The sequence below is a fragment of the Escherichia sp. MR genome (assembly GCF_005280595.1).
GTDB classification, from domain to species: Bacteria; Pseudomonadota; Gammaproteobacteria; order Enterobacterales; family Enterobacteriaceae; genus Escherichia; species Escherichia ruysiae.
The window spans coordinates 17,697-40,644 of the sequence record NZ_SZVK01000010.1 but is presented as its reverse complement, the minus strand read 5'-3'; the positions used below and the strand labels follow the sequence as shown (position 1 = coordinate 40,644).

Below are 22,948 nucleotides of genomic sequence, written 5' to 3'. Positions count from 1 at the left end.
ATTATGTGGTTATGCCATTTTCCGGCGTTTTTCGTTTTGGCAGAAACAGCCATAACCCCGCCAGCATGATTAGCGCATAGAGACTTTTCCAGCCGACCATTGCCAATAACAGAACGCATAACAGCCCGCCAGTCACCGCCAGTACGCGATAACGTCCTTGTAATAATTTACAGCCTGTCAACATGCACAATAGGTAAATCATAATAAAGATGCCGTTGGCATAAATAATGAGTGCGTCCAGATTGATCTCTAAAGCATGAATCACCAACGTACTCACCACGCAACAGCCGAGCACGGCATTGAGGGCATTATTCGGGATATGGCGAGAAGAGAGGCGTGCCAGGTAGTGGTCAGGATTATGTTGCGCCTGCGACCAGACCAGGCGGGCGAAGCTCTGTATATAAATGTTGAGGCTGGCAAAGCAGGCCAGATAGCCAATCACGCAGGCAATCCATAACGCCCCTACACCGAATAGCTGCACCACAATTTTGGGAAGCGATGCAGCCGCCGCCATTTTTTCACCATAGGCGTCGAAGTGTAAGACGACTACCGTACAGCCCCAGTAGACTAATCCTGCCAGCAGCAGACCTATCATCAAAGCGCGCGGAAAATCACGCTCTGGATTTTTAAATTCCGAAGCGAGATGGGCAAATGCCTCCAGACCGACAAAGCACCAGAACATCACCGATAACGCAGCAAATAACCCGGTAAGTTCGATATCACCTGGCGCAGGGAAGGGGATGTTCGCAGGTTTGATATCGCCCGCCCACCAGATGGCGACAATCAGTGCGACGATAAGCCCGGCAATGACCGTTTGTAGATTAGCACTGGAACTGGCACCGCGAGTACCGATATACCACACCAGCGCCAGCGTACCGAGTTCTGCCAACAACAGTTGCCAGCTATGCCAGCCAAACATCGCCTGGCCGAATCCGGCGGCAATTTGTAGCGCGGCGGGCAAACCTACGGGAATGACTGATAAAAACAGCCAGCCGGTGACTCTCTCAAGCCGCGAGCCGAACGCCATACCGACGAAGTGCGCAACACCGCCCGCGCTGGGATAGTGTCGACCCAGAATCGCAAACACAATTGCAATCGGGAACACTAAGATAATCAAAACAGGCCACGCCCAGAGGCTGTTATTGCCCGCTACCAGTGCAGTTAACGCAGGAACGGCAAACACGCCAGTGCCTAATAATGACGTCGATAGCAGGCCGATACCCTGGGCCAGCCCCAATTCTTGTTTGAGTCCACTCATGGGTTGATGTCCGATTGCGCCCAAATATTGGGCAACTGCGCAGGATTTCGATGGTAGCACAATCAGATTCGCTTATGACGGCGATGTCGAAATTGCGATGAAACGTGAGGTGAATCAGGATTTTTACCCGATTTTGTGCTGATCAGAATTTTTTTTCTTTTTCCCCCTTGAAGGGGCGAAGCCTCATCCCCATTTCTCTGGTCACCAGCCGGGAAACCACGTAAGCTCCGGCGTCATCCATAACAGATACGGACTTTCTCAAAGGAGAGTTATCAATGAATATTCGTCCATTGCATGATCGCGTGATCGTCAAGCGTAAAGAAGTTGAAACTAAATCTGCTGGCGGCATCGTTCTGACCGGCTCTGCAGCGGCTAAATCTACCCGTGGCGAAGTGCTGGCTGTCGGCAATGGCCGTATCCTTGAAAATGGCGAAGTGAAGCCGCTGGACGTGAAAGTTGGCGACATCGTTATTTTCAACGATGGCTACGGTGTGAAATCTGAGAAGATCGACAATGAAGAAGTGTTGATCATGTCCGAAAGCGACATTCTGGCAATTGTTGAAGCGTAATCCGCGCACGACACTGAACATACGAATTTAAGGAATAAAGATAATGGCAGCTAAAGACGTAAAATTCGGTAACGACGCTCGTGTGAAAATGCTGCGCGGCGTAAACGTACTGGCAGATGCAGTGAAAGTTACCCTCGGTCCGAAAGGCCGTAACGTAGTTCTGGATAAATCTTTCGGTGCACCGACCATCACCAAAGATGGTGTTTCCGTTGCTCGTGAAATCGAACTGGAAGACAAGTTCGAAAACATGGGTGCGCAGATGGTGAAAGAAGTTGCCTCCAAAGCGAACGACGCTGCAGGCGACGGCACCACCACCGCAACCGTACTGGCTCAGGCTATCATCACTGAAGGTCTGAAAGCTGTTGCTGCGGGCATGAACCCGATGGATCTGAAACGTGGTATCGACAAAGCCGTTACCGCTGCAGTTGAAGAACTGAAAACGCTGTCCGTACCGTGCTCTGACTCTAAAGCTATTGCTCAGGTTGGTACTATCTCCGCTAACTCCGACGAAACTGTAGGTAAACTGATCGCTGAAGCGATGGACAAAGTCGGTAAAGAAGGCGTTATCACCGTTGAAGATGGTACTGGTCTGCAGGACGAACTGGACGTGGTTGAAGGTATGCAGTTCGACCGTGGCTACCTGTCTCCTTACTTCATCAACAAGCCGGAAACTGGCGCAGTAGAACTGGAAAGCCCGTTCATCCTGCTGGCTGACAAGAAAATCTCCAACATCCGCGAAATGCTGCCAGTTCTGGAAGCTGTTGCAAAAGCAGGCAAACCGCTGCTGATCATCGCTGAAGATGTTGAAGGTGAAGCACTGGCAACTCTGGTTGTTAACACCATGCGCGGCATCGTGAAAGTCGCTGCGGTTAAAGCACCGGGCTTCGGCGATCGTCGTAAAGCAATGCTGCAGGATATCGCAACCCTGACCGGCGGTACTGTAATCTCTGAAGAGATCGGTATGGAGCTGGAAAAAGCGACCCTGGAAGACCTGGGTCAGGCTAAACGTGTTGTTATTAACAAAGACACCACCACCATCATTGATGGCGTGGGTGAAGAAGCTGCAATCCAGGGCCGTGTTGCTCAGATCCGTCAGCAGATTGAAGAAGCAACTTCTGATTACGACCGTGAAAAACTGCAGGAGCGCGTAGCGAAACTGGCAGGCGGCGTTGCAGTTATCAAAGTAGGTGCTGCTACCGAAGTTGAAATGAAAGAGAAAAAAGCACGCGTTGAAGACGCCCTGCACGCGACCCGTGCTGCGGTAGAAGAAGGCGTGGTTGCTGGTGGCGGCGTTGCGCTGATCCGCGTAGCGTCTAAACTGGCTGACCTGCGTGGTCAGAACGAAGACCAGAACGTGGGTATCAAAGTTGCACTGCGTGCAATGGAAGCTCCGCTGCGTCAGATCGTCCTGAACTGCGGTGAAGAACCTTCTGTTGTTGCTAACACCGTTAAAGGTGGCGACGGCAACTACGGTTACAACGCAGCAACCGAAGAATACGGCAACATGATCGACATGGGTATCCTGGATCCAACCAAAGTTACCCGTTCTGCTCTGCAGTACGCAGCTTCTGTGGCTGGCCTGATGATCACCACCGAGTGCATGGTTACCGACCTGCCGAAAAACGATGCAGCTGATTTAGGCGCTGCTGGCGGTATGGGCGGTATGGGTGGCATGGGCGGCATGATGTAATTGCCCTGCACCTTGCAGAAATAAAGAAACCCTCAGGCAGAAATGTCTGGGGGTTTTTCTTTTGGTCATCTTTCTAGTATAAGATTCAGACACGGACGACACGAGTTGCGTCCAGCTCATTGATTATGGGGAATAACATGCACGTAAAATACTTAGCAGGGATTGTCGGTGCCGCGCTACTGATGGCGGGTTGTAGCTCCAGTAACGAATTGAGTGCTGCCGGTCAGAGTGTGCGCATTGTTGACGAGCAACCAGGTGCAGAGTGCCAACTGATTGGTACTGCGACAGGTAAGCAAAGTAACTGGCTTTCCGGGCAACACGGTGAAGAAGGCGGTTCTATGCGCGGCGCAGCAAACGATCTGCGCAACCAGGCGGCTGCAATGGGCGGTAACGTGATTTATGGCATCAGCAGCCCGTCGCAGGGAATGTTGTCCAGTTTTGTCCCGACGGATAGCCAGATTATCGGTCAGGTTTATAAGTGCCCGAACTGATGTGATCCAGAGGCTGGATGACAAACGTGTAATTGCCTGATGCGCTTCGCTTATCAGGCCTACATCGGGCATTGCAACTGATTGAATGCTCGAGAATTTGTAGGCCAGATAAGGCGTTTACGCCGCATCCGGCATGATCAACGATAACGTTATCAGTAATTTCAGGCTGGATGGCTCCAGCCTCGCATTCAAAAAGATGAGATTATTTCGCCTGTGGCGCGGCCTTGCTGATGGACTGAACTCGTAAGTGATGTATTGCGCGTAAGCATTGATCCTGAGTCAGTGGTTGGGCGTTATTTGCTGCTACTGTACGAACGTAGACCTGAGATGGCACACCCGCGAGTTTTTTCAGCCGTGGGCTGAAATCAAGCATCCGGCGTGTGATAGCCTCAATTTCTTTACCCGCTGTCGCTTCACGCGTTTTCACCACCGCGCCGCTAAATTGTTCTTTACCACTTTCATCTTTAAAGCGATAAAGCACCGCCAGATAATGGCTAAACAGATTATGTTTCCATTCCGGCTGAGAATAGGTGTCATATTCCAGATTGCCATTGTCCTGGCAGTCGACGTCATATAACGGCAGGAAATCTAATAGCGATGTAATACGCAATGCCAGTTCACGCATTTCAGCATTATTAATTGCATGAATGATTGCTCGCGCCAGCATTTCAATCTGCAACTCATTGACAATTAATTCACATTTACTGCCATCATGCAGAGTTAATGTGAATGTGAGATTTTCGCCCTGGTTATCGGTAAGTTCCAGAGTGTTAACCCGGCGATTAATATCGGCATTTTTAAGCTCATCAACCAGAATTTCTGGGATGTTTTCTGCCATTTTCTTAATGACTTTATCGCGAGCTTGCTCATACTGAAGGCGTGCAGCAGCATCCAGTTTATGCTTTTGATGCAGACGACTTTCCAGCGCAATCAGCAGGTCGCGCAGTTCCATGACAGACATAAAGAATAACGACTCTTTATTGCGAGGCTCTTTAATTTTCAGTGCCAGTGCAATGAAATTATTACTTTTGCGAATAACACCGGTATTAACACCCTTGATGCTTATGGCCATGTAGGTTCTCCCTAACCATTTCTCAATAAAATAATTAATTTTAATTTATAAGCCAGATAAATGGGCTTGGTAGTAATAGTTGTTAAAATAACATAAATAGCCGTGCTCACTCTATATAAACAGAAAAGAAAGGTTAATTATTGGTGTTAGCTATATAAAGAGTAACAACAGCAATGTATATGAATAATTAAAGGTTATGCAACGGGCAAAGATTAAATTTCCCTGTTTAGTGGCAGGTCTCTGTTCTCGTGTTCGTTGCTCTTGGCGGATGCGGCGTAAATGCCTTATCCCGCCTACAGCTCATTGAGTTTCAATGCACGATGTAGGCCTGATAAGCGAAGCGCATCAGGCAATTTTCTATTTAACTTCCCTGTTAATCAGTTACTGCTGGCGTAGCTGGAGATCCAGAGGTGTTTTGCTGGGTTCACCGCCAATCTCCCGCGCCAGTTTCGGCACCAGATATCCCGACACCAGTGTCAGCAACTCACGCATAATCTGCCGTGCTTCATCATCACTCACCATAAAATGCGCTGCGCCCTGCACTTTATCGAGCACATGCAGGTAATAAGGCATCACGCCCGCATCGAATAACGCATTACTCAGGTTTGCCAGCGTTTGCGCGTTATCATTCACGCCACGTAACAGAACGCTCTGGTTCAGCAAAGTAACGCCCACGCGGCGCAACTTAGCCATTGCCTGACGGAATGTTTCATCTACTTCATTGGCATGGTTGATGTGATTCACCAGCAAGATTTGCAACGTAGAACGGGCAAAGCGTTCAGCCAGCGACTCTGTGATGCGCGCCGGGATCACAATCGGCAGACGGCTGTGAATCCGCAGACGTTTGATATGCGGGATCGCCTCCAGTTGCGTCAGCAGCCAGTCCAGCTCGTGATCTTTCGCCATCAGCGGATCGCCGCCGGAGAAAATAATCTCGTCCAGTTCCGGATGCGCCGCAACATACTCAAGCGCCGCCTGCCAGTTACGCTTGTTGCCCTGATTTTCGGCATACGGGAAGTGGCGACGGAAACAGTAGCGACAATTTACCGCGCAGCCGCCTTTAACCAACAGTAGCGCCCGGTTGTGGTATTTATGCAACAAACCAGGCACTACGCTGTGCTGTTCTTCCAGCGGGTCGGTGGAGAATCCGGGCGCGACGACAAACTCATCTTGCGAGGTAAGTACCTGACGCAAAAGTGGATCGTCAGGATTGCCTTTCTCCATGCGATCGATAAATGAGCGGGGCACGCGCAGTGCAAACAGCTTTTTGGCGCTGCGTCCGGCCAACAGTTTTTCGTCCGCGTCTATATTCAAAAGACGCAGAAGTTCATCAGGATCGGTCACAACATCGGCAAGTTGCGTTAACCAATCTTCTCTGGATGGGGTATTTAGGGTTACAATATGCGCCATTTTGTGGCTTAGCTACCAATTAACAAATTTCAGAGGGCCTTATGGCAACGTACTATAGCAACGATTTTCGTGCTGGTCTTAAAATCATGTTAGACGGCGAACCTTACGCGGTTGAAGCGAGTGAATTCGTAAAACCGGGTAAAGGCCAGGCATTTGCTCGCGTTAAACTGCGTCGTCTGCTGACTGGTACTCGCGTAGAAAAAACTTTCAAATCTACTGATTCCGCTGAAGGCGCTGATGTTGTCGATATGAACCTGACTTACCTGTACAACGACGGTGAGTTCTGGCACTTCATGAACAACGAAACCTTCGAGCAGCTGTCTGCTGATGCAAAAGCAATTGGCGACAACGCTAAATGGCTGCTGGATCAGGCTGAGTGCATTGTAACTCTGTGGAATGGTCAGCCGATCTCCGTTACTCCGCCGAACTTCGTTGAACTGGAAATCGTTGATACCGATCCGGGTCTGAAAGGCGATACCGCAGGTACTGGCGGCAAACCGGCTACCCTGTCTACTGGTGCTGTGGTTAAAGTTCCGCTGTTCGTACAGATCGGCGAAGTCATCAAAGTGGATACCCGCTCTGGTGAATACGTCTCTCGCGTGAAGTAATGCGGTTGTGGTGCGGCCTGTTGGCTGCACCATCACTTATTCAGGTCAGAGATGATGAAACGCCTTATCGTTCTTGTTTTGCTTGCCAGCACGCTGCTTACGGGCTGTAACACCGCTCGGGGTTTCGGCGAAGACATCAAACATCTTGGTAATTCCATCTCCCGCGCTGCCAGCTAATTTATTCTTCACTTCCGAAAAATCATCAGATTTCCGTCATTTTTGGTGATGTTGTCTATTATTAATTTGCTATAGGCAAACACAAATAACATTACCTAAAAGGAAGACGTTATGGTTAAGAAGACAATTGCAGCGATCTTTTCTGTTCTGGTGCTTTCAACTGTATTAACCGCCTGCAATACCACGCGCGGCGTTGGTGAAGACATTTCTGATGGCGGTAACGCGATTTCTGGCGCAGCGACGAAAGCGCAGCAATAAGCAATAACGGTACGGCAGATTTGTCGTGCCGTTTGTTTTTCTCGGCGGTAATCACTGTCGTAACCGTTGAAATTTCCTCTTAAATCGGCAAAATACCTCCTTCACCATCAGCTTTGCAGGACGACCTGCAAACGCTTCTTTTCACCGGGGACGGCCCCAAATCTTCGGAGCCTGATATGTCCTGGATAATCTTAGTTATTGCTGGTCTGCTGGAAGTGGTATGGGCCGTTGGCCTGAAATATACCCACGGCTTTAGTCGTTTGACGCCGAGTGTTATTACTGTGACGGCGATGATTGTCAGTATGGCGCTACTTGCCTGGGCGATGAAATCGTTACCAGTAGGGACGGCTTATGCCGTGTGGACGGGTATTGGCGCAGTCGGCGCGGCCATCACCGGCATTGTACTGCTCGGTGAGTCCGCTAACCCGATGCGCCTGGCGAGTCTGGCGTTAATCGTATTGGGGATTATTGGTCTGAAACTCAGCACTCACTAACTACCGGGCTGCTGTACCCAAATAAACTTACTGACATCAAACCCTTCCCGGGTCGCGACTGCCAGCATCTCCTGTTTAACTTCGTCAGAAATGGTTGGCGTGCGAGAGAGAATCCACAGGTAATCGCGATCCGGGCCGCAAACCAGCGCATGGCGGTACTCCCGATCTAGCGCAATGACGTTATAGCCGCCATAGAAAGGGCCAAAGAACGACACTTTCAGCGCGGCGCGATGCGGGTCTCCCGTAAAGTACGCTTTTCCTTCGCTTTGCTGCCACATCTCTCTGTCCGGATTATAACCCTTGTTGATGACATTCAGGCCGCCGTCATCCCGCAGGCTATACGTCGCAGTCACTTTCTCCAGCCCGCGTTCAAAACGGTGATCAAAACGGGCAATCTCATACCACGTACCCAAATAGCGTTTGGTATCGAAATTATTTACCACAGTAACGCCACGAGGCGGTGTGGGAGAACTACAGGCAACGACCAGAAATGCCGCAGTCGCTGCGGCAACGAGAGGGAACAGGCGCATAGATGTTTCCTTACTGGTTTTTTTCTAAGTGTAGATGACAGCAAGGAAAAGCGGATAAAAGGTCCGAAAATTCGAACCATCTGCGTTGTTATTGCAAAGCGTTGAGAATCTGCCAGGCGGCAGCGACTCTCGCTGGATTGGGATAGTTTTTGTTAGCCAGCATCACAATCCCCAGCTCTTTCTCTGGAATAAATGCGATGTAGCTACCAAATCCGCCGGTCGCGCCTGTTTTATGTACCCATGATGCTCGTACCGCAGGGGCGGGGGGCGTAATCGCTTTTACTGGTCGTGCTGCCAGCGCAATTTTACTGTCGCTGCCATTAATGATGCTGTCTGGATCTACCGGCCAGTCGAGCATTTCCCAGCCCAGACCTTGATACATGTCGCCAGTTTGCCAGTAGCGTGACTGCGCCAGCTGGATACCTTGCTGAAGTGTTTTGTCGTTGATATCACGGGGATTCATATTGCTCTGCGCCCAGCGAGCCATATCTTCAATGGTTGATTTCACACCGTAAGCTTCAGCATCTAACGCCCCTGGCGAAACATGCACGGCCTTGCCTTCACGATATCCCCAGGCGTAATTCTTTTCTTCTGCGGGCGGCACATTAATCCACGTATGGGTGAGTTTGAGTGGCTGGAAAACACGAGTTTGCATCGCCTGTTCAAAGCCCAAACCGGATGGTTTCACTGCCAGCGCACCGAACAAACCGATGCTGGAGTTAGCATACAGACGCTGTGTTCCTGGTGCCCAGGTGGGTTGCCAGTTTTGATAGAAACGTAGCAAGTCGCCTGAGGACTTCACTTCATCGGGCACCTGTAACGGCAGCCCGCCAGCGGTGTAGGTTGCAAGATGTAATAGCGTGATTCCGTTCCACTGTTTAGCAGTAAGTTCAGGCCAGTATTTTGTTGCGGGATCGCTTAGGTTGATTTCCCCTCGTGCAATAGCATCGCCACCGAGCACACCCGTAAATGTTTTGCTGACAGAACCTAACTCAAACAACGTTTGCTGTGTGACGGGCTGCTTTTTTGCTACGTCCGCATAGCCCCAGGTAAAGTAATAGGGCTTGCCCTGATAAATCACCGCCACCGCCATGCCAGGGATTTTGTGTTGCTCTATAAGCGGAGTCATTGTGCGATGCACAATATCGTTGAGCTGTTGGGGGGCGGAGAGTGCGGAGCAAGAGGCGGTAATTAATAAGGCGCAGAGCGTCGTTTTGAACATAGGGTCTGGTTTCCATACAAAACGGCCCGCCATAGGCGGGCCGGATTTACATTGGTGATGCGTTAGATTGTAACGATACCAATCAGCGTGACAACTGTCAGGATAGCAGCCAGACCGTAGAAAACCCATTTGCCCGCAGGCACGTGGATTTTCAGATCGTGCATCGCGTGATGCATACGGTGTAAACCACACCACAGCGGCAGGACGATCATCAGGAACAGGAATACGCGACCAATGAAGCTCTGTGCAAACGCCAGAATGCGCTCATAGCTCAGTGCATCGCCCGGAAACAGGCCCAGTGGTAGCAGAATGCCAACCAGCAGGATCATCACCGGCGCAATGATGGCGCTCCACATACCACCGGCCCCGAAGAGGCCCCAGAATACCGGTTCGTCAGAACGCTTTGGATTTGGATTAATCATCTCAGGCTCCTTACCAGTACAGGGCAACAAACAGGATTACGATGGTGGCAACCACAGTTACCGCCCAGAGACTTTTGATAATTGGCTCTGGTCCCATTTTTTCGTCTTTTACAATGATATTGGCCGCTTTCGGTGCCAGCTCAAACCAGGTTTTGGTGTGCAGCAGGGCTGCCGCCAGAGTAATCAGGTTGATGATCACGATAACCGGGTTTTGTAAAAAGTCGACGAATCCCGCCCAGGCTTCCGGGCCATTTTTCAGGGCAAACAGCCCGAAAATCAGTTCAATGCTGAACCACACAGCCGGAACCGCCGTGCCTTCGCGCAGCATGTAAAAGCGATAAAACGGCAACTTCTTCCACCAGGTGGACGTCATTGGCCGTACATACGGTTTACGTTTAGTCGTCATGTTGCACTCCTTAGCGTGGTTTCAGGGTCGCGATAAGAAAGTCTTTCGAACTTTCTACTTTGCCCTGCTGAATGGCCGCAGCCGGATCGACGTGTTTCGGGCAGACTTCGGAGCAGTAGCCCACGAAAGTACAGCTCCATACGCCGTTCTGGCTGTTTAACTGCGCCATACGCTCCTTCTTACCGTGGTCGCGGCTATCTTCGTTATAACGATGCGCCAGCGTAATGGCAGCCGGACCAATGAACTCTGGGTTCAGGCCAAACTGCGGGCACGCGGCGTAGCACAGACCACAGTTGATGCAACCGGAGAACTGGTGATATTTCGCCATCTGCGCCGGGGTCTGGATGTTAGTACCCTGATCCGCAGTGCGGGAGTTGCCGATGATGTACGGTTTGATCGCTTCCAGACTTTCGATGAAGTGGGTCATATCGACGACCAGATCGCGTTCGATCGGGAAGTTAGCTAACGCTTCAACCTTCATACCGTCGGTGTAGTCACGCAGGAAGGTTTTACATGCCAGTTTCGGTACGTTGTTAACCATCATGCCGCAGGAACCACAAATCGCCATACGGCAGGACCAGCGGTAGCTCAGGTCTGGTGCCAGGTTGTCTTTGATGTAGCCCAGCGCATCCAGTAATGAGGTGGTTGCGTCATAAGGCACTTCGTAGAATGCGCTATGCGGTGCGGTATCGACTTCCGGGTTATAGCGCACCACCTCGATTTTCAGGTTCTTCATCTCAGCCATTCGCCTTCTCCTTCTTATTGGCTGCTTCCGCCTTATCGGCTGCATCCGCTTCGCCACCGTAAACGCGTTTAGCTGGCGGCAGCGTAGTAATCTTCACGTCGCTGTACTCCAGGCGGGTAGTGCCATCAGCATCGCGGAAGGCGAGGGTGTGTTTGAGGAAGTTGACGTCGTCACGCTCGGTGCAACCTTCGTCCAGACGCTGGTGTGCGCCGCGAGATTCTTTACGTGCCATTGCGGAGTGCGCCATACATTCAGCAACGTTCAGACCGTGACCCAGTTCAATGGTGTAGAGCAGGTCGGTGTTGAACACGCTGGAGGTATCGGTGATGCGCACGCGCTTGAAGCGTTCCTGCAGCTCCGCCAGTTTGTCGATGGTTTTCTGCATCAGTTCCGGTGTACGGTAGATACCGCAACCTTCTTCCATGGACTGACCCATTTCGTCGCGGATCTTCGCCCAGTTTTCGCCGCCATCCTGGTTAACCAGATCTTTCAGACGCTGCTCAACGCCAGCAACCTGGGCATTGATTGCCGCATCGTTGCCATTACCGGCGGTAGATGCGCGTTCCATAGCTTGCTCACCCGCCAGACGACCGAAGACCACCAGTTCTGCCAGCGAGTTGGAACCCAGACGGTTTGCACCGTGCAGACCAACAGAAGAACATTCGCCAACGGCAAACAGGCCTTTAATACGGGTTTCGCAGTTCTGATCGGTTTCGATACCGCCCATGGTGTAGTGTGCGGTCGGACGTACCGGAATCGGTTCTTTAACCGGATCGACGCCAACGTACGCTTTCGCCAGTTCACAGATGAACGGCAGACGTTCGTGCAGTTTTTTCTCGCCCAGATGACGCAGGTCGAGATAAACCACATCGCCACGTGGCGTGGAGATGGTGTTACCTTTACGCCATTCGTGCCAGAAGGCCTGAGAAACTTTGTCGCGCGGACCCAGTTCCATATATTTGTTTTTCGGCTCGCCCAGCGGCGTTTCCGGGCCCATACCGTAGTCTTGCAGATAACGGTAGCCGTTTTTGTTGACCAGAATACCGCCTTCACCACGGCAACCTTCGGTCATCAGGATACCGGAACCTGGCAGGCCGGTCGGGTGATATTGAACGAATTCCATATCACGCAGCGGAACGCCATGGCTCAGCGCCATACCCATACCGTCACCAGTTACGATACCGCCATTGGTGTTGTAGCGATATACACGACCCGCACCGCCGGTTGCCATGACTACCGCATTAGCGCGGATCTGTACCAACGTACCTTCCATCATGTTCATGGCTACCAGGCCGCGAACATGACCATCATCGACCAGAATATCCAGCACGAAGTGTTCGTCAAAACGCTGGATCTGCGGGAATTGCAGAGAGGTCTGGAACAGCGTGTGCAGCATATGGAAGCCGGTCTTATCGGCGGCGAACCAGGTACGCTCGATTTTCATGCCGCCGAAGCGACGTACGTTGACGCTACCATCCGGGCGACGGCTCCATGGGCATCCCCACAGTTCCAGTTGGGTCATTTCGGTTGGGCAGTGGTGGACGAAATAATCCACGACATCCTGCTCACACAACCAGTCGCCACCCGCTACTGTATCGTGAAAGTGATATTCGAAGCTGTCATGATCCTGCGCGACAGCGGCGGAGCCCCCTTCAGCGGCAACGGTATGGCTGCGCATCGGGTATACTTTTGAGATTAGTGCGATTTTTGCATTTGGATTTGCCTGCGCGGCAGCAATTGCAGCACGTAATCCCGCGCCACCGGCACCTACAATGGCAAGATCGGCTTGAAAGGTTTGCACGACATTCCTCCAGATTGTTTTTATCCCGCAGCACCGTACTTCAGGGTAAGTATCTGAAAGTTACGGCCTGCGAACGCTATTCCACTGCTCCTTTATAGGTACAACAGTATAGTCTGATGGATAAGTCTGAAATTTGACGAGATCGATTTTTTTAGCGTGCCAGGGGGCTAAATTATCACTGAAGATGATTAATTTAATTACTAAACCATCATATTGCGGTTTTTTTAGTCGCCGTCCACCGTTGATTGATTCCTGCGTAAAATTTGTCTCGCCGCCGCGTTGCGAGTAGACTTCGTGCCCTTGTTAAAAACTGGAGATTTTACTATGAGCGAAACGGCATCCTGGCAGCCGAGCGCGTCTATTCCTAACTTATTAAAACGTGCGGCGATTATGGCGGAGATCCGTCGTTTCTTTGCCGATCGTGGAGTGCTGGAGGTGGAGACGCCTTGTATGAGCCAGGCAACGGTAACCGATATTCATCTGGTCCCGTTTGAGACACGTTTCGTTGGCCCCGGGCATTCGCAGGGGATGAATCTCTGGTTAATGACCAGTCCGGAATACCACATGAAACGCCTGTTGGTGGCCGGTTGTGGTCCGGTATTCCAGCTGTGCCGCAGCTTCCGTAATGAAGAGATGGGGCGTTATCACAACCCTGAGTTTACTATGCTGGAGTGGTATCGACCGCACTATGATATGTACCGGTTGATGAACGAGGTGGACGATCTTCTGCAACAGGTGCTGGACTGCCCGGCAGCAGAAAGCCTCTCTTATCAGCAAGCCTTCTTGCGTTATCTGGAAATTGATCCGCTCTCTGCTGATAAAACGCAGTTGCGGGAAGTGGCGGCAAAGCTGGATCTCAGCAACGTTGCAGATACCGAAGAAGACCGCGACACGCTGCTGCAACTGTTGTTTACCTTTGGCGTGGAACCGAACATTGGTAAAGAGAAACCAACTTTTGTGTACCATTTTCCAGCCACTCAGGCATCACTGGCACAAATCAGTACCGAGGATCATCGGGTCGCAGAACGCTTCGAGGTCTACTACAAAGGTATTGAGCTGGCGAATGGTTTCCATGAATTGACGGATGCCCGTGAACAGCAACAACGCTTTGAACAGGATAACCGTAAACGTGCGGCACGTGGTTTACCGCAGCATCCTATCGACCATAACCTGATCGAAGCTCTTGAAGTTGGTATGCCCGACTGTTCCGGCGTGGCGTTAGGCGTTGACCGCCTGGTGATGTTAGCACTGGGCGCGGAGACACTGGCAGAAGTGATCGCCTTTAGTGTTGACCGGGCATAATTCTGAAAAATTGGCTAAAATCCAACACAGAATGGCGTAGCTGACGCCATTCTGTAGCATATGTTTTCATTTTTCCGCTAAAGCGCACAATTTAAGACTGGATGTTTGCTATCATCCAGGTATCAATTCTGTTTTAGTTTTATTGTTGCCCACCAATCGGTGGGTAGTGCAGTTAGTTGGCGCGTTTAATATGCGCGCTGAAATGAAGGATGATTTCATGCCTCACACGATAAAAAAGATGAGTCTAATTGGACTCATACTGATGATCTTTACTTCAGTATTCGGTTTTGCGAATAGCCCTTCGGCTTATTATTTAATGGGATATAGTGCGATTCCGTGGTATATATTTTCTGCATTATTATTCTTTATTCCATTCGCCTTAATGATGGCTGAAATGGGGGCTGCCTATCGCAAAGAAGAGGGCGGTATCTATTCCTGGATGAATAATAGCGTTGGACCACGTTTTGCTTTCATCGGCACATTTATGTGGTTTTCCTCTTATATCATTTGGATGGTGAGTACCTCCGCTAAAGTCTGGGTGCCGTTTTCTACTTTCCTCTATGGTAGCGATATGACCCAGCACTGGCGCATTGCTGGGCTTGAGCCTACGCAGGTGGTTGGGCTGCTGGCTGTAGCATGGATGATTCTGGTTACCGTCGTTGCCTCGAAAGGGATTAATAAAATTGCCCGTATTACTGCGGTGGGCGGTATTGCAGTAATGTGTCTTAATTTAGTATTGCTGTTAGTAAGCATTACTATTTTGTTATTAAATGGTGGGCATTTCGCGCAGGATATTAATTTCCTGGTATCACCGAATCCGGGATATCAGTCCGGTCTGGCGATGTTATCTTTTGTCGTATTTGCCATTTTTGCTTATGGCGGAATTGAGGCTGTAGGTGGGCTGGTAGATAAAACGGAAAACCCAGAAAAGAACTTTGCTAAAGGTATTGTTTTTGCCGCTATTGTTATTTCAATCGGTTATTCGTTAGCAATATTCTTATGGGGCGTCAGCACTAACTGGCAGCAGGTATTAAGTAATGGTTCTGTTAACCTTGGTAATATTACTTATGTGCTGATGAAGAGCCTGGGGATGTCTCTGGGTAATGCACTGCATTTATCACCTGAAGCGTCATTGTCGCTGGGCGTATGGTTTGCGCGTATTACCGGACTTTCCATGTTCCTCGCCTACACCGGTGCGTTCTTTACACTTTGCTACTCACCACTGAAAGCGATTATTCAAGGGACGCCGAAAGCCTTGTGGCCGGAGCCGATGACGCGCCTGAATGCCATGGGGATGCCATCCATTGCTATGTGGATGCAGTGTGGGTTGGTTACTGTCTTCATCCTGCTGGTTTCCTTTGGCGGTGGCACCGCATCGGCGTTCTTTAGCAAGCTGACGCTGATGGCGAACGTTTCCATGACCATTCCATATCTGTTCCTCGCGCTGGCTTTCCCGTTCTTTAAAGCGCGTCAGGATCTCGACAGACCGTTTGTGATTTTCAAAACGCATATGTCGGCAATGATCGCAACTGTGGTTGTTGTACTGGTGGTGACATTTGCGAACGTCTTCACCATCATTCAGCCTGTAGTTGAAGCCGGAGACTGGGACAGCACATTGTGGATGATTGGCGGGCCTGTCTTCTTCTCGCTGTTAGCGATGGCGATTTACCAGAACTATTGCAGCCGCATGGCGAATCAGCCTCAGTTAACTTTAGATTGATTATCTGCAATAACAACTCATCGCCAGTCCGGCGATGAGTTGTCAGGAAGAAATGCGTTATGGATGATACTCTCTGGAGCCGGAGATAACTGAAGATGAAGTTAAGCTGCTAAATTAGCCACGTTGGCGTCATTTGGCAGCTTCACACATTACAAACTTCCTGCCTGGCGACGTCTACCCGCAGAAGTTAATGTCCTTCCCGTTTGTTTACCGTTCAGACTTTCCAGACGCATCTGGAAAGGCGGGAATGGCATATCGATACCGTGGGCGTGGAAGCCTGCCAGAATCAGCTGGTGGATCTCATGGCGTAGCGGCATACGGTGACCCATCTCAGCGGCGTAAATACGCAGCTCGAAAATCTGAATCCCCTGTTGCAGATCCACCAGGAAGACTTCCGGTGCCGGATTGTCGATCACCAGCGAGCAGCGACGTGCTGCGGTGAGCAGGATCTCCGTCACTTCTTCACTGTTGGCATCGGCAGGAGCCGGAATCGTCAATACCACGCGCGTGACCGAGTCAGAGAGCGACCAGTTGATAAACTGCTCGGTAATAAATGCCTTGTTCGGCACGATAATCTCTTTACGATCCCAGTCGCTGATGGTGGTGGCGCGGGTGTTAATTTTCGTCACGCTACCAGTGAGATCGCGAATCGTCACCGTATCGCCAATGCGAATCGGTTTTTCGAACAGGATAATCAGGCCAGAGATAAAGTTGGCGAAAATCTCCTGCAAACCAAAACCGAGACCAACACCGAGCGCAGCGACCAGCCACTGCAATTTCGACCACTCAATACCAATCATCGAGAAGCCGACCAGCCCGCCAATCAGCATCAGCAGATATTTGGTGATGGTGGTGATGGCGTAGCCCGTACCCGGCGTTAAATCGAGGTGCTGCAAAATTGCCAGCTCCAGCAGCGCGGGTAGGTTGCGCACAAGCTGCGTGGTGATAATAAATACCAGAATGGCAATCAGCACCGCACCGAGGGTAATCGGTTCCAGACTTTCCACGCCCTGCACTGTTGATGTGACATCCCATAGCGAAATATTTTCGAGGAAGCCAAAAGCAGAATGGATTTCTGACCACAGCACGATGACCGAAAGCAGGGCGATCAGCATCAGGAGTGAACGCACCAGCCGCAAGGATTGCGCGCTGATAGCATCGAGATCGACTTCGCTTTCATCGACTTCAATTGCCCCTTCCGGGCTACTGTGATGATGCGCTTCTTCTTCGCCACGCGCACGTTGCGCTAACATCTCTGCCCGTCGATGCTTCGCCCGGTCAAACGCCAGCCTGCGGCGCTGGATCAGCATCCAGCGGCGGATAACGTGATAAACCACCAGCAACAGGAACCAGATGGCGACCGACGTTTCCAGCCTTGCCAGCAGAGCTTGCGCCGTTGCCAGATAACCCACCGCAGCGGCGAGAATAGCGACCAGCGGCGCGCCAATCATCATGTTCCACAACATATGGTTGGCAATATTGTCACCGCTACCTTCTTTGTTGAGATACAGCGGGATACCGGCTTTTTTCAGGCTGAGTGTGACTACCGCCAATGCACCGCAAATGAGGATAAAGCAAAGACGGCCCAGCGAACCGGAAAACTCGCGGTCGTCGAGATTATCGAACATCATCAGCGCCATAATCAGCGGCACAATAAGCCCGATGCTCATCAGATAGTAGCGCATCCCACGGGAAACCCGTTCGCGCGGCCAGCCAAAATGAGCGATAAACAAGCCGTTCGGGCGGGCAAAGGTGGCGCAAATCATCACTACCCACAGCAATGGCACGGTGGCCGTAACGCCATCGCCAATCGCCACCGCCAGCGGATAAGGCCACGCCTCGCGCAGCCCGTAGCCGAGCGTCATCCACAGCACTGGCAGCGGTGACGCGACGAGAATCGACCAGAAAAGAGTGCGTAACGTCAGCCAGAAGTGATCCTGAGTCACTTTGCCGACTTTCGCCGCCGAACGTTCAAGAAAACGGGTGAAATAGCGGCGCGAGTAAATACTGCAACCGACCAGAATCAACGCGCCAAACAGTGGCAAAATCGTCTCTTTGCTGGTCAGCATCATCATGGTGGCTTTACCCAACTGACTGAAGGTGTCCAGCGAGATCAGACGGCGTAGATCCTGGGCGATTTCCAGCGGCCAGGCGATGGTCATCGGGCGCACATCAGAAGTCCAGAACAGATAGCGGTGCGTCGCTTCATTGACCTCTTTCAGTGCATCTTCCAGTTGTCCGTTGGAGACTTTCAGCTTGGTCAGTTCAAGCAGTAGCGTGTCGCCACCCTGGAGTAAGGAGTTCAGTAACTCACGCTGAGTGCGTAGCTGTGCTTCCAGAATACGGTTTTGCTCGGCGGTCAGCGGCTGACCGTCGGCCTGATGGATTTGCCGTAGCAGCGGCTGTTTATTGAGGAGATCCTCATAACGTAACCGTTGCACGCGCAACTGCGCCATTTCAGTATCCAGTTGCTGCGGTTTGGGCATTTCCGGCAGTCGTGCCACTTGTGCCCGCAGTGCTTCGCCGAGCAGGTTTGACGAACCCAGCCATTGTGATTGTTCGCGTAGCGTATTCAGCGCCTGCCGAACCTGCAACGTCTGGCTGGTAGCCTGACGTTGCTGTGAAGCGACGAGATCCATCCGCTGCGCCTGCTGATTCAACGCCGCCGACAGCTCGCGGTTAATTTTGAATTGAGCGACGATATCTTTCGGCAAATCGGCACTGCTTTCTGCCAGTAATTCGGTGCTTTCCAGCGCCCGTTCCGCTTCCAGTTGGCGTTGGCTATTCAACTGGTTACGCAATGCCTGCAAATACGCATCCAGTTGTTGACTCTCTTTTTCTGCCAGTGCCGAACGCAGACGCGCCAGTTCCTGACGATTATTGGCAGAAAGTTGCGCCAGTTCGAGTTCATCGACCAATGACTTCAAACGCGCGGAGTCGGCCTGCAACGCGAAATTTTGCGCCTGATTAAGCGGACTATTTCCCGTAAGTGTCCCGAGACGACGCTCGATTTCATTCAACTGGCGGCGGGCGTCGGTTTGCTGTTGCGGTAGTTGATTTAGTGAATCCGCAATCTCGCGGGCGCGCTCCTGTTCTTGCTGAGCCTGACGGCTTTTATCCAGCAATTGACTACTGACCTGGAGAATTTCCTGATTCAGCGCGTCGGTAGACATCCCCGGCGACACACTGCGCGGCTCATCACGCATGTTGTTCAACTGTGCGCGCAGAGTAGCGGAGAGTTTCGGGTAATTATCGATAACTTGCTGATATTGCTTGATGCGCTCAAGGGAGCTTTTTTGCTCCTCAAGCGCATTTAAGGCGGACTGGAGCGCCTCTACGACTTCTGGCTGCGCGGGCTTCGCCGCTTTTGCCTGCTCCAGTTCTTGTGAGATTTGTTTACTATCGGGGGCCGTCGCGGCGTACGCCCCCCAACTGAGGCACCAGGCCATCAGAAAAGTGATAATCAGGCGCACGTCAGCGTTTCCTTTGATGGATTAGACCTGGTCTTTTTTGTCGTCAACCAATGGGCTGGCGTCGTGTTCTGCCTCGATCTCTTCAGCAGGAAGCGGGGCTGGTTCAGCTTCTGGCGTAACAAAGGTTTCGGTAGATACTGCCAGCGGCTGACCAATTTTCGTGACAGACAGGCTTGCCAGTTGCTCAACCAGATTCACTTTACCTGGCGCAAACAAGTTGATAACGGTAGAGCCGAGTTTAAAGCGACCCATTTCCTGGCCTTTCAGCAGTGCCACCGAACCGTCGTTTTCCCCGGCAGGCCAGGTCCAGCGTTTGATGATGCCTTCGCGCGGCGGCGTAATGGTGCCAGCCCAGACAGTTTCAATGCTGCCAACAATCGTCGCCCCGACCAGAATCTGTGCCATCGGGCCAAATTCGGTATCGAACAGGCAGATTACGCGTTCGTTACGGGCAAACAGATTTGGCACGTTCTGGGCAGTGAGATGGTTAACGGAGAAGAGATCGCCCGGCACGTAGATCATCTCACGCAGGATACCGTTGCATGGCATATGTACGCGGTGATAGTCACGCGGGGAGAGGTAAGTGGTCACAAACGTACCATTACGGAAGAGATCCGCCATCAGGTAGTTACCCGCCAGCAGGGCTTCGAGGCTGTAGTTGTGGCCTTTCGCTTGCAAGATTTTATCTTCTTCGATTTTACCTAACTGGCTAATAACGCCATCGGCAGGCATGACCAGGACATTGGGATCGGTATCGATTGGGCGCACATCGTCACGCAACGGACGGACAAAAAATTCGTTAAAGGTGCGGTAACTGGCGGTGTCCGGTTTCTGCGCCTCTTTCATGTCGACCTTGTAGTATTTAACGAACAGATCGATAACCAGTTTTGTCAGCCATCCTGCCCGCTTGCTTGCGCCCCAACCCGCCAGGCGAGTAAGCCATAGTTTTGGCAGAATGTACTGTAGCGAAAGTTTAAATGAATTTAACAAGGTAGCCTCCAGGCCATTGTTTTGTCGTTCCTGATCCGGCGTTCATGCCGGATCCTGAAAAAAAGGGGACGATTCTAACGACGGTTAGCTTAATTGTCAGTCATCCGTATCAGAAAAGTTTTTACGCGTTTTTACCTGCGCCATGCTTTCCAGAATACGGTGATAGTTTTCGAAACGAGTTTCCGCGATTTTCCCCTCATCAACCGCTTCACGGATTGCGCAGCCCGGATCGGTATCGTGTTTGCAATCGCGATATTTACACAGGCCTAAGTAATCATGAAATTCGACAAAGCCTTGAGTGATTTGTTCCGGCGCCAGGTGCCAGAGGCCGAATTCACGCACGCCAGGGGAATCAATCACATCGCCTCCGTGCGGGAAGTGATACAGCCGGGCAGCAGTGGTGGTGTGCTGGCCGAGACCGGAGTTGTCTGAGACATCGTTGGTCAGGATCTCTTTTTGCAGACCCAGCAGCGCGTTAAGCAGACTCGATTTGCCGACGCCGGACTGTCCGGCAAAAATGCTGATGCGCCCGGTCAACGCCTCTTCCAGCGGTTTCAGCCCATCCTGAGTATGACTGGAAACCATCAATACGCGATAACCGATATTGCGGTAGATATCCATCTGTTCGTTGACGAATGCCATGCCTTCGTCGTCCAGCAGATCTATCTTGTTGAGCACAATAATCGGCTCAATCTGCAAGGTTTCGCAGGCCACCAGGTAACGGTCGATAATATTGAGCGACAGCTCCGGCAAAATGGCGGAGACAATAACAATCTGGTCGATGTTGGCGGCAATAGGTTTCACGCCGTCGTAAAAATCCGGGCGCGTCAACACTGAGGTGCGCTCATGTACTGCTTCCACGATCCCTTTGACATTTACGCCTTCCGCCGCCGGTTTACCCGGACGCCAGACCACGCGATCGCCGGTCACCAGCGAACGGATAGTACGGCGAATATTGCAGCGGTGAACTTCGCCGTCTGCGGATTCCACATCAGCGTGCATACCAAAACGGCTGATGACGATACCTTCATCAGGCTCGCCAAACAGATTGTCGTCGTAGTCGGGCTTCTCCTTAGACGTTTTAAGACGACGCTGGTGATTGGCGTTCACACGGCGCTGTTGGCCTTTGGAGAGTTTATTTTTACTCAATCGTACTGACTCCTGGTCGCCCCTGATGGGCAAAACATCTATGATACACGCAATTGTGGATCAATATAGTCACTGTGAATGGGTGGAAAAATAGCATGAGTGCCAATGAAAACAACCTGATTTGGATCGATCTTGAGATGACCGGTCTGGATCCCGAGCGCGATCGCATTATTGAGATTGCCACGCTGGTGACCGATGCCAACCTGAATATTCTGGCGGAAGGGCCGACCATTGCAGTACACCAGTCTGATGAACAACTGGCGTTGATGGATGACTGGAATGTCCGTACCCATACCGCCAGTGGGCTGGTGGAGCGCGTGAAGGCGAGCACAATGGGCGATCGCGAAGCAGAACTGGCGACGCTCGAGTTCTTAAAAGAGTGGGTGCCTGCGGGGAAATCGCCAATTTGTGGTAACAGCATCGGTCAGGATCGTCGCTTCCTGTTTAAATATATGCCGGAACTGGAAGCCTACTTCCACTACCGTTATCTCGATGTCAGCACCCTGAAAGAGCTGGCGCGCCGCTGGAAGCCGGAAATTCTTGATGGTTTTACCAAGCAGGGGACGCATCAGGCGATGGATGATATCCGTGAATCGGTGGCGGAGCTGGCTTACTACCGCGAGCATTTTATCAAGCTGTAAAACTTTGCCTGGTCACGTAACCGCCGGAATCCACTTGCGGCGGCGTGGGTTTGGCGCTAAATTGAACGTCTTGCTGATAATTTCAGCACTTGAGTTAAAAGCTCAAAAAAAATTTTTTAGGGGGGTTGCAGAGGGAAAGATTTCTCGTATAATGCGCCTCCCGTAACGACGCAGAAATGCGAAAATTACGAAAGCAAAATTAAGTAGTACGCGGGAATAGCTCAGTTGGTAGAGCACGACCTTGCCAAGGTCGGGGTCGCGAGTTCGAGTCTCGTTTCCCGCTCCAAAATTTGAAAAGTGCTGCAAAGCACAGACCACCCAATCGCAGTATTTCGAATTGCGACAAGGCGGCAACTGAACGAATCCTTGGGAGCTTACAAAAGTAAGTGACTAAGGTGAGTGAAGGCAGCCAAGGCAGTAGCGGTTCGAAAGACGAAGATTAAGCGGGAATAGCTCAGTTGGTAGAGCACGACCTTGCCAAGGTCGGGGTCGCGAGTTCGAGTCTCGTTTCCCGCTCCAA

At 51.4% G+C, this 22,948-nt stretch carries 22 protein-coding genes and 2 tRNA genes; 12 read left to right on the top strand and 12 right to left on the bottom strand.

Going from position 1 to position 22,948, the window contains the following annotated elements:
- Window position 1: 1 nt before the first annotated feature.
- Window positions 2-1,258: an L-methionine/branched-chain amino acid transporter gene (gene yjeH, locus FC814_RS06615; protein ID WP_137325684.1), complete on the bottom strand. Its 1,257-nt coding sequence runs from the start codon at window positions 1,256-1,258 to the stop codon at window positions 2-4.
- Between the two features lie 275 nt (window positions 1,259-1,533).
- Between yjeH and FC814_RS06610 the strand changes: the two genes are divergently transcribed.
- From FC814_RS06610 to FC814_RS06595, 3 genes are all read left to right on the top strand, one after another.
- On the top strand, window positions 1,534-1,827 hold the full coding sequence (locus FC814_RS06610) for a co-chaperone GroES (protein WP_001026276.1): 294 nt from the start codon (window positions 1,534-1,536) through the stop codon (window positions 1,825-1,827).
- 43 nt (window positions 1,828-1,870) lie between these two features.
- Window positions 1,871-3,517, top strand: a complete 1,647-nt coding sequence (gene groL, locus FC814_RS06605; protein ID WP_000729121.1) for a chaperonin GroEL — start codon at window positions 1,871-1,873, stop codon at window positions 3,515-3,517.
- A gap of 137 nt (window positions 3,518-3,654) precedes the next feature.
- Window positions 3,655-4,008, top strand: a complete 354-nt coding sequence (locus FC814_RS06595; RefSeq protein WP_000558209.1) for a DUF4156 domain-containing protein — start codon at window positions 3,655-3,657, stop codon at window positions 4,006-4,008.
- Window positions 4,009-4,210: 202 nt separating this feature from the next.
- Here FC814_RS06595 and FC814_RS06590 read toward each other — a convergent pair whose 3' ends face one another.
- Complete coding sequence (locus FC814_RS06590; RefSeq protein WP_001008042.1) at window positions 4,211-5,080, bottom strand: YjeJ family protein; 870 nt, start codon at window positions 5,078-5,080, stop codon at window positions 4,211-4,213.
- A 381-nt stretch (window positions 5,081-5,461) separates the two neighbouring features.
- Window positions 5,462-6,490: an EF-P beta-lysylation protein EpmB gene (epmB, locus tag FC814_RS06585; protein WP_000940512.1), complete on the bottom strand. Its 1,029-nt coding sequence runs from the start codon at window positions 6,488-6,490 to the stop codon at window positions 5,462-5,464.
- A 41-nt stretch (window positions 6,491-6,531) separates the two neighbouring features.
- On the opposite strand from epmB, the gene efp reads away from it, so the two are divergent.
- The 4 genes from efp to sugE all read left to right on the top strand — a co-directional run bounded on the left by efp (window position 6,532) and on the right by sugE (window position 8,027).
- The gene (efp, locus tag FC814_RS06580; RefSeq protein WP_000257278.1) at window positions 6,532-7,098 is read left to right on the top strand and encodes an elongation factor P; all 567 of its coding nucleotides are present in this window, start codon (window positions 6,532-6,534) and stop codon (window positions 7,096-7,098) included.
- A 51-nt stretch (window positions 7,099-7,149) separates the two neighbouring features.
- Window positions 7,150-7,275, top strand: a complete 126-nt coding sequence (gene ecnA, locus FC814_RS06575) for a lipoprotein antitoxin entericidin A (RefSeq protein ID WP_000977757.1) — start codon at window positions 7,150-7,152, stop codon at window positions 7,273-7,275.
- A gap of 111 nt (window positions 7,276-7,386) precedes the next feature.
- The gene (gene ecnB, locus FC814_RS06570; RefSeq protein ID WP_000239596.1) at window positions 7,387-7,533 is read left to right on the top strand and encodes a lipoprotein toxin entericidin B; all 147 of its coding nucleotides are present in this window, start codon (window positions 7,387-7,389) and stop codon (window positions 7,531-7,533) included.
- Between the two features lie 176 nt (window positions 7,534-7,709).
- On the top strand, window positions 7,710-8,027 hold the full coding sequence (gene sugE, locus FC814_RS06565) for a quaternary ammonium compound efflux SMR transporter SugE (RefSeq protein WP_000118482.1): 318 nt from the start codon (window positions 7,710-7,712) through the stop codon (window positions 8,025-8,027).
- Here sugE and blc read toward each other — a convergent pair.
- The 6 genes from blc to frdA all read right to left on the bottom strand — a co-directional run bounded on the left by blc (window position 8,024) and on the right by frdA (window position 13,153).
- Window positions 8,024-8,557 (bottom strand): lipocalin Blc, encoded by a 534-nt coding sequence (gene blc, locus FC814_RS06560; RefSeq protein ID WP_137325683.1) that lies wholly within the window; start codon window positions 8,555-8,557, stop codon window positions 8,024-8,026. The genes sugE and blc overlap by 4 nt on opposite strands.
- Window positions 8,558-8,645: 88 nt before the next feature.
- Window positions 8,646-9,779: a BlaEC family class C beta-lactamase gene (locus FC814_RS06555; protein ID WP_105290105.1), complete on the bottom strand. Its 1,134-nt coding sequence runs from the start codon at window positions 9,777-9,779 to the stop codon at window positions 8,646-8,648.
- 62 nt (window positions 9,780-9,841) lie between these two features.
- Complete coding sequence (gene frdD, locus FC814_RS06550; RefSeq protein ID WP_010344911.1) at window positions 9,842-10,201, bottom strand: fumarate reductase subunit FrdD; 360 nt, start codon at window positions 10,199-10,201, stop codon at window positions 9,842-9,844.
- Window positions 10,202-10,211: 10 nt separating this feature from the next.
- The gene (gene frdC, locus FC814_RS06545) at window positions 10,212-10,607 is read right to left on the bottom strand and encodes a fumarate reductase subunit FrdC (RefSeq protein WP_000208757.1); all 396 of its coding nucleotides are present in this window, start codon (window positions 10,605-10,607) and stop codon (window positions 10,212-10,214) included.
- A gap of 10 nt (window positions 10,608-10,617) precedes the next feature.
- Window positions 10,618-11,352, bottom strand: a complete 735-nt coding sequence (frdB, locus tag FC814_RS06540) for a fumarate reductase iron-sulfur protein (RefSeq protein WP_000829498.1) — start codon at window positions 11,350-11,352, stop codon at window positions 10,618-10,620.
- Window positions 11,345-13,153 carry a fumarate reductase (quinol) flavoprotein subunit gene (gene frdA / locus FC814_RS06535; RefSeq protein ID WP_001192969.1) on the bottom strand — a complete coding sequence of 603 codons (1,809 nt, stop codon included), beginning with the start codon at window positions 13,151-13,153 and terminating at the stop codon, window positions 11,345-11,347. The genes frdB and frdA overlap by 8 nt, the downstream gene beginning before the upstream one ends.
- Before the next feature lie 324 nt (window positions 13,154-13,477).
- Between frdA and epmA the strand changes: the two genes are divergently transcribed.
- The gene (gene epmA / locus FC814_RS06530) at window positions 13,478-14,455 is read left to right on the top strand and encodes an elongation factor P--(R)-beta-lysine ligase (protein WP_000004775.1); all 978 of its coding nucleotides are present in this window, start codon (window positions 13,478-13,480) and stop codon (window positions 14,453-14,455) included.
- Window positions 14,456-14,672: 217 nt separating this feature from the next.
- Complete coding sequence (yjeM, locus tag FC814_RS06525; RefSeq protein ID WP_137325682.1) at window positions 14,673-16,175, top strand: glutamate/gamma-aminobutyrate family transporter YjeM; 1,503 nt, start codon at window positions 14,673-14,675, stop codon at window positions 16,173-16,175.
- 149 nt (window positions 16,176-16,324) lie between these two features.
- On the opposite strand, the gene mscM is transcribed toward yjeM, so the two are convergent.
- The 3 genes from mscM to rsgA form a co-directional block, all read right to left on the bottom strand.
- The gene (gene mscM / locus FC814_RS06520) at window positions 16,325-19,648 is read right to left on the bottom strand and encodes a miniconductance mechanosensitive channel MscM (RefSeq protein ID WP_137325681.1); all 3,324 of its coding nucleotides are present in this window, start codon (window positions 19,646-19,648) and stop codon (window positions 16,325-16,327) included.
- A 21-nt stretch (window positions 19,649-19,669) separates the two neighbouring features.
- A complete protein-coding gene (gene asd, locus FC814_RS06515; protein ID WP_000934903.1) occupies window positions 19,670-20,638 on the bottom strand; it encodes an archaetidylserine decarboxylase in 969 nt (322 codons plus the stop codon).
- A gap of 96 nt (window positions 20,639-20,734) precedes the next feature.
- Window positions 20,735-21,787, bottom strand: coding sequence for a small ribosomal subunit biogenesis GTPase RsgA (gene rsgA, locus FC814_RS06510; protein ID WP_000041984.1), 1,053 nt, complete (start codon window positions 21,785-21,787; stop codon window positions 20,735-20,737).
- A gap of 95 nt (window positions 21,788-21,882) precedes the next feature.
- Between rsgA and orn the strand changes: the two genes are divergently transcribed.
- The 3 genes from orn (at window position 21,883) to FC814_RS06495 (ending at window position 22,947) form a co-directional block, all read left to right on the top strand.
- Window positions 21,883-22,428 carry an oligoribonuclease gene (gene orn / locus FC814_RS06505; RefSeq protein ID WP_001275617.1) on the top strand — a complete coding sequence of 182 codons (546 nt, stop codon included), beginning with the start codon at window positions 21,883-21,885 and terminating at the stop codon, window positions 22,426-22,428.
- 210 nt (window positions 22,429-22,638) lie between these two features.
- A tRNA-Gly gene (locus FC814_RS06500) sits at window positions 22,639-22,714 on the top strand.
- Window positions 22,715-22,871: 157 nt separating this feature from the next.
- Window positions 22,872-22,947 (top strand) — tRNA-Gly (locus tag FC814_RS06495).
- Window position 22,948 lies beyond the last annotated feature (1 nt).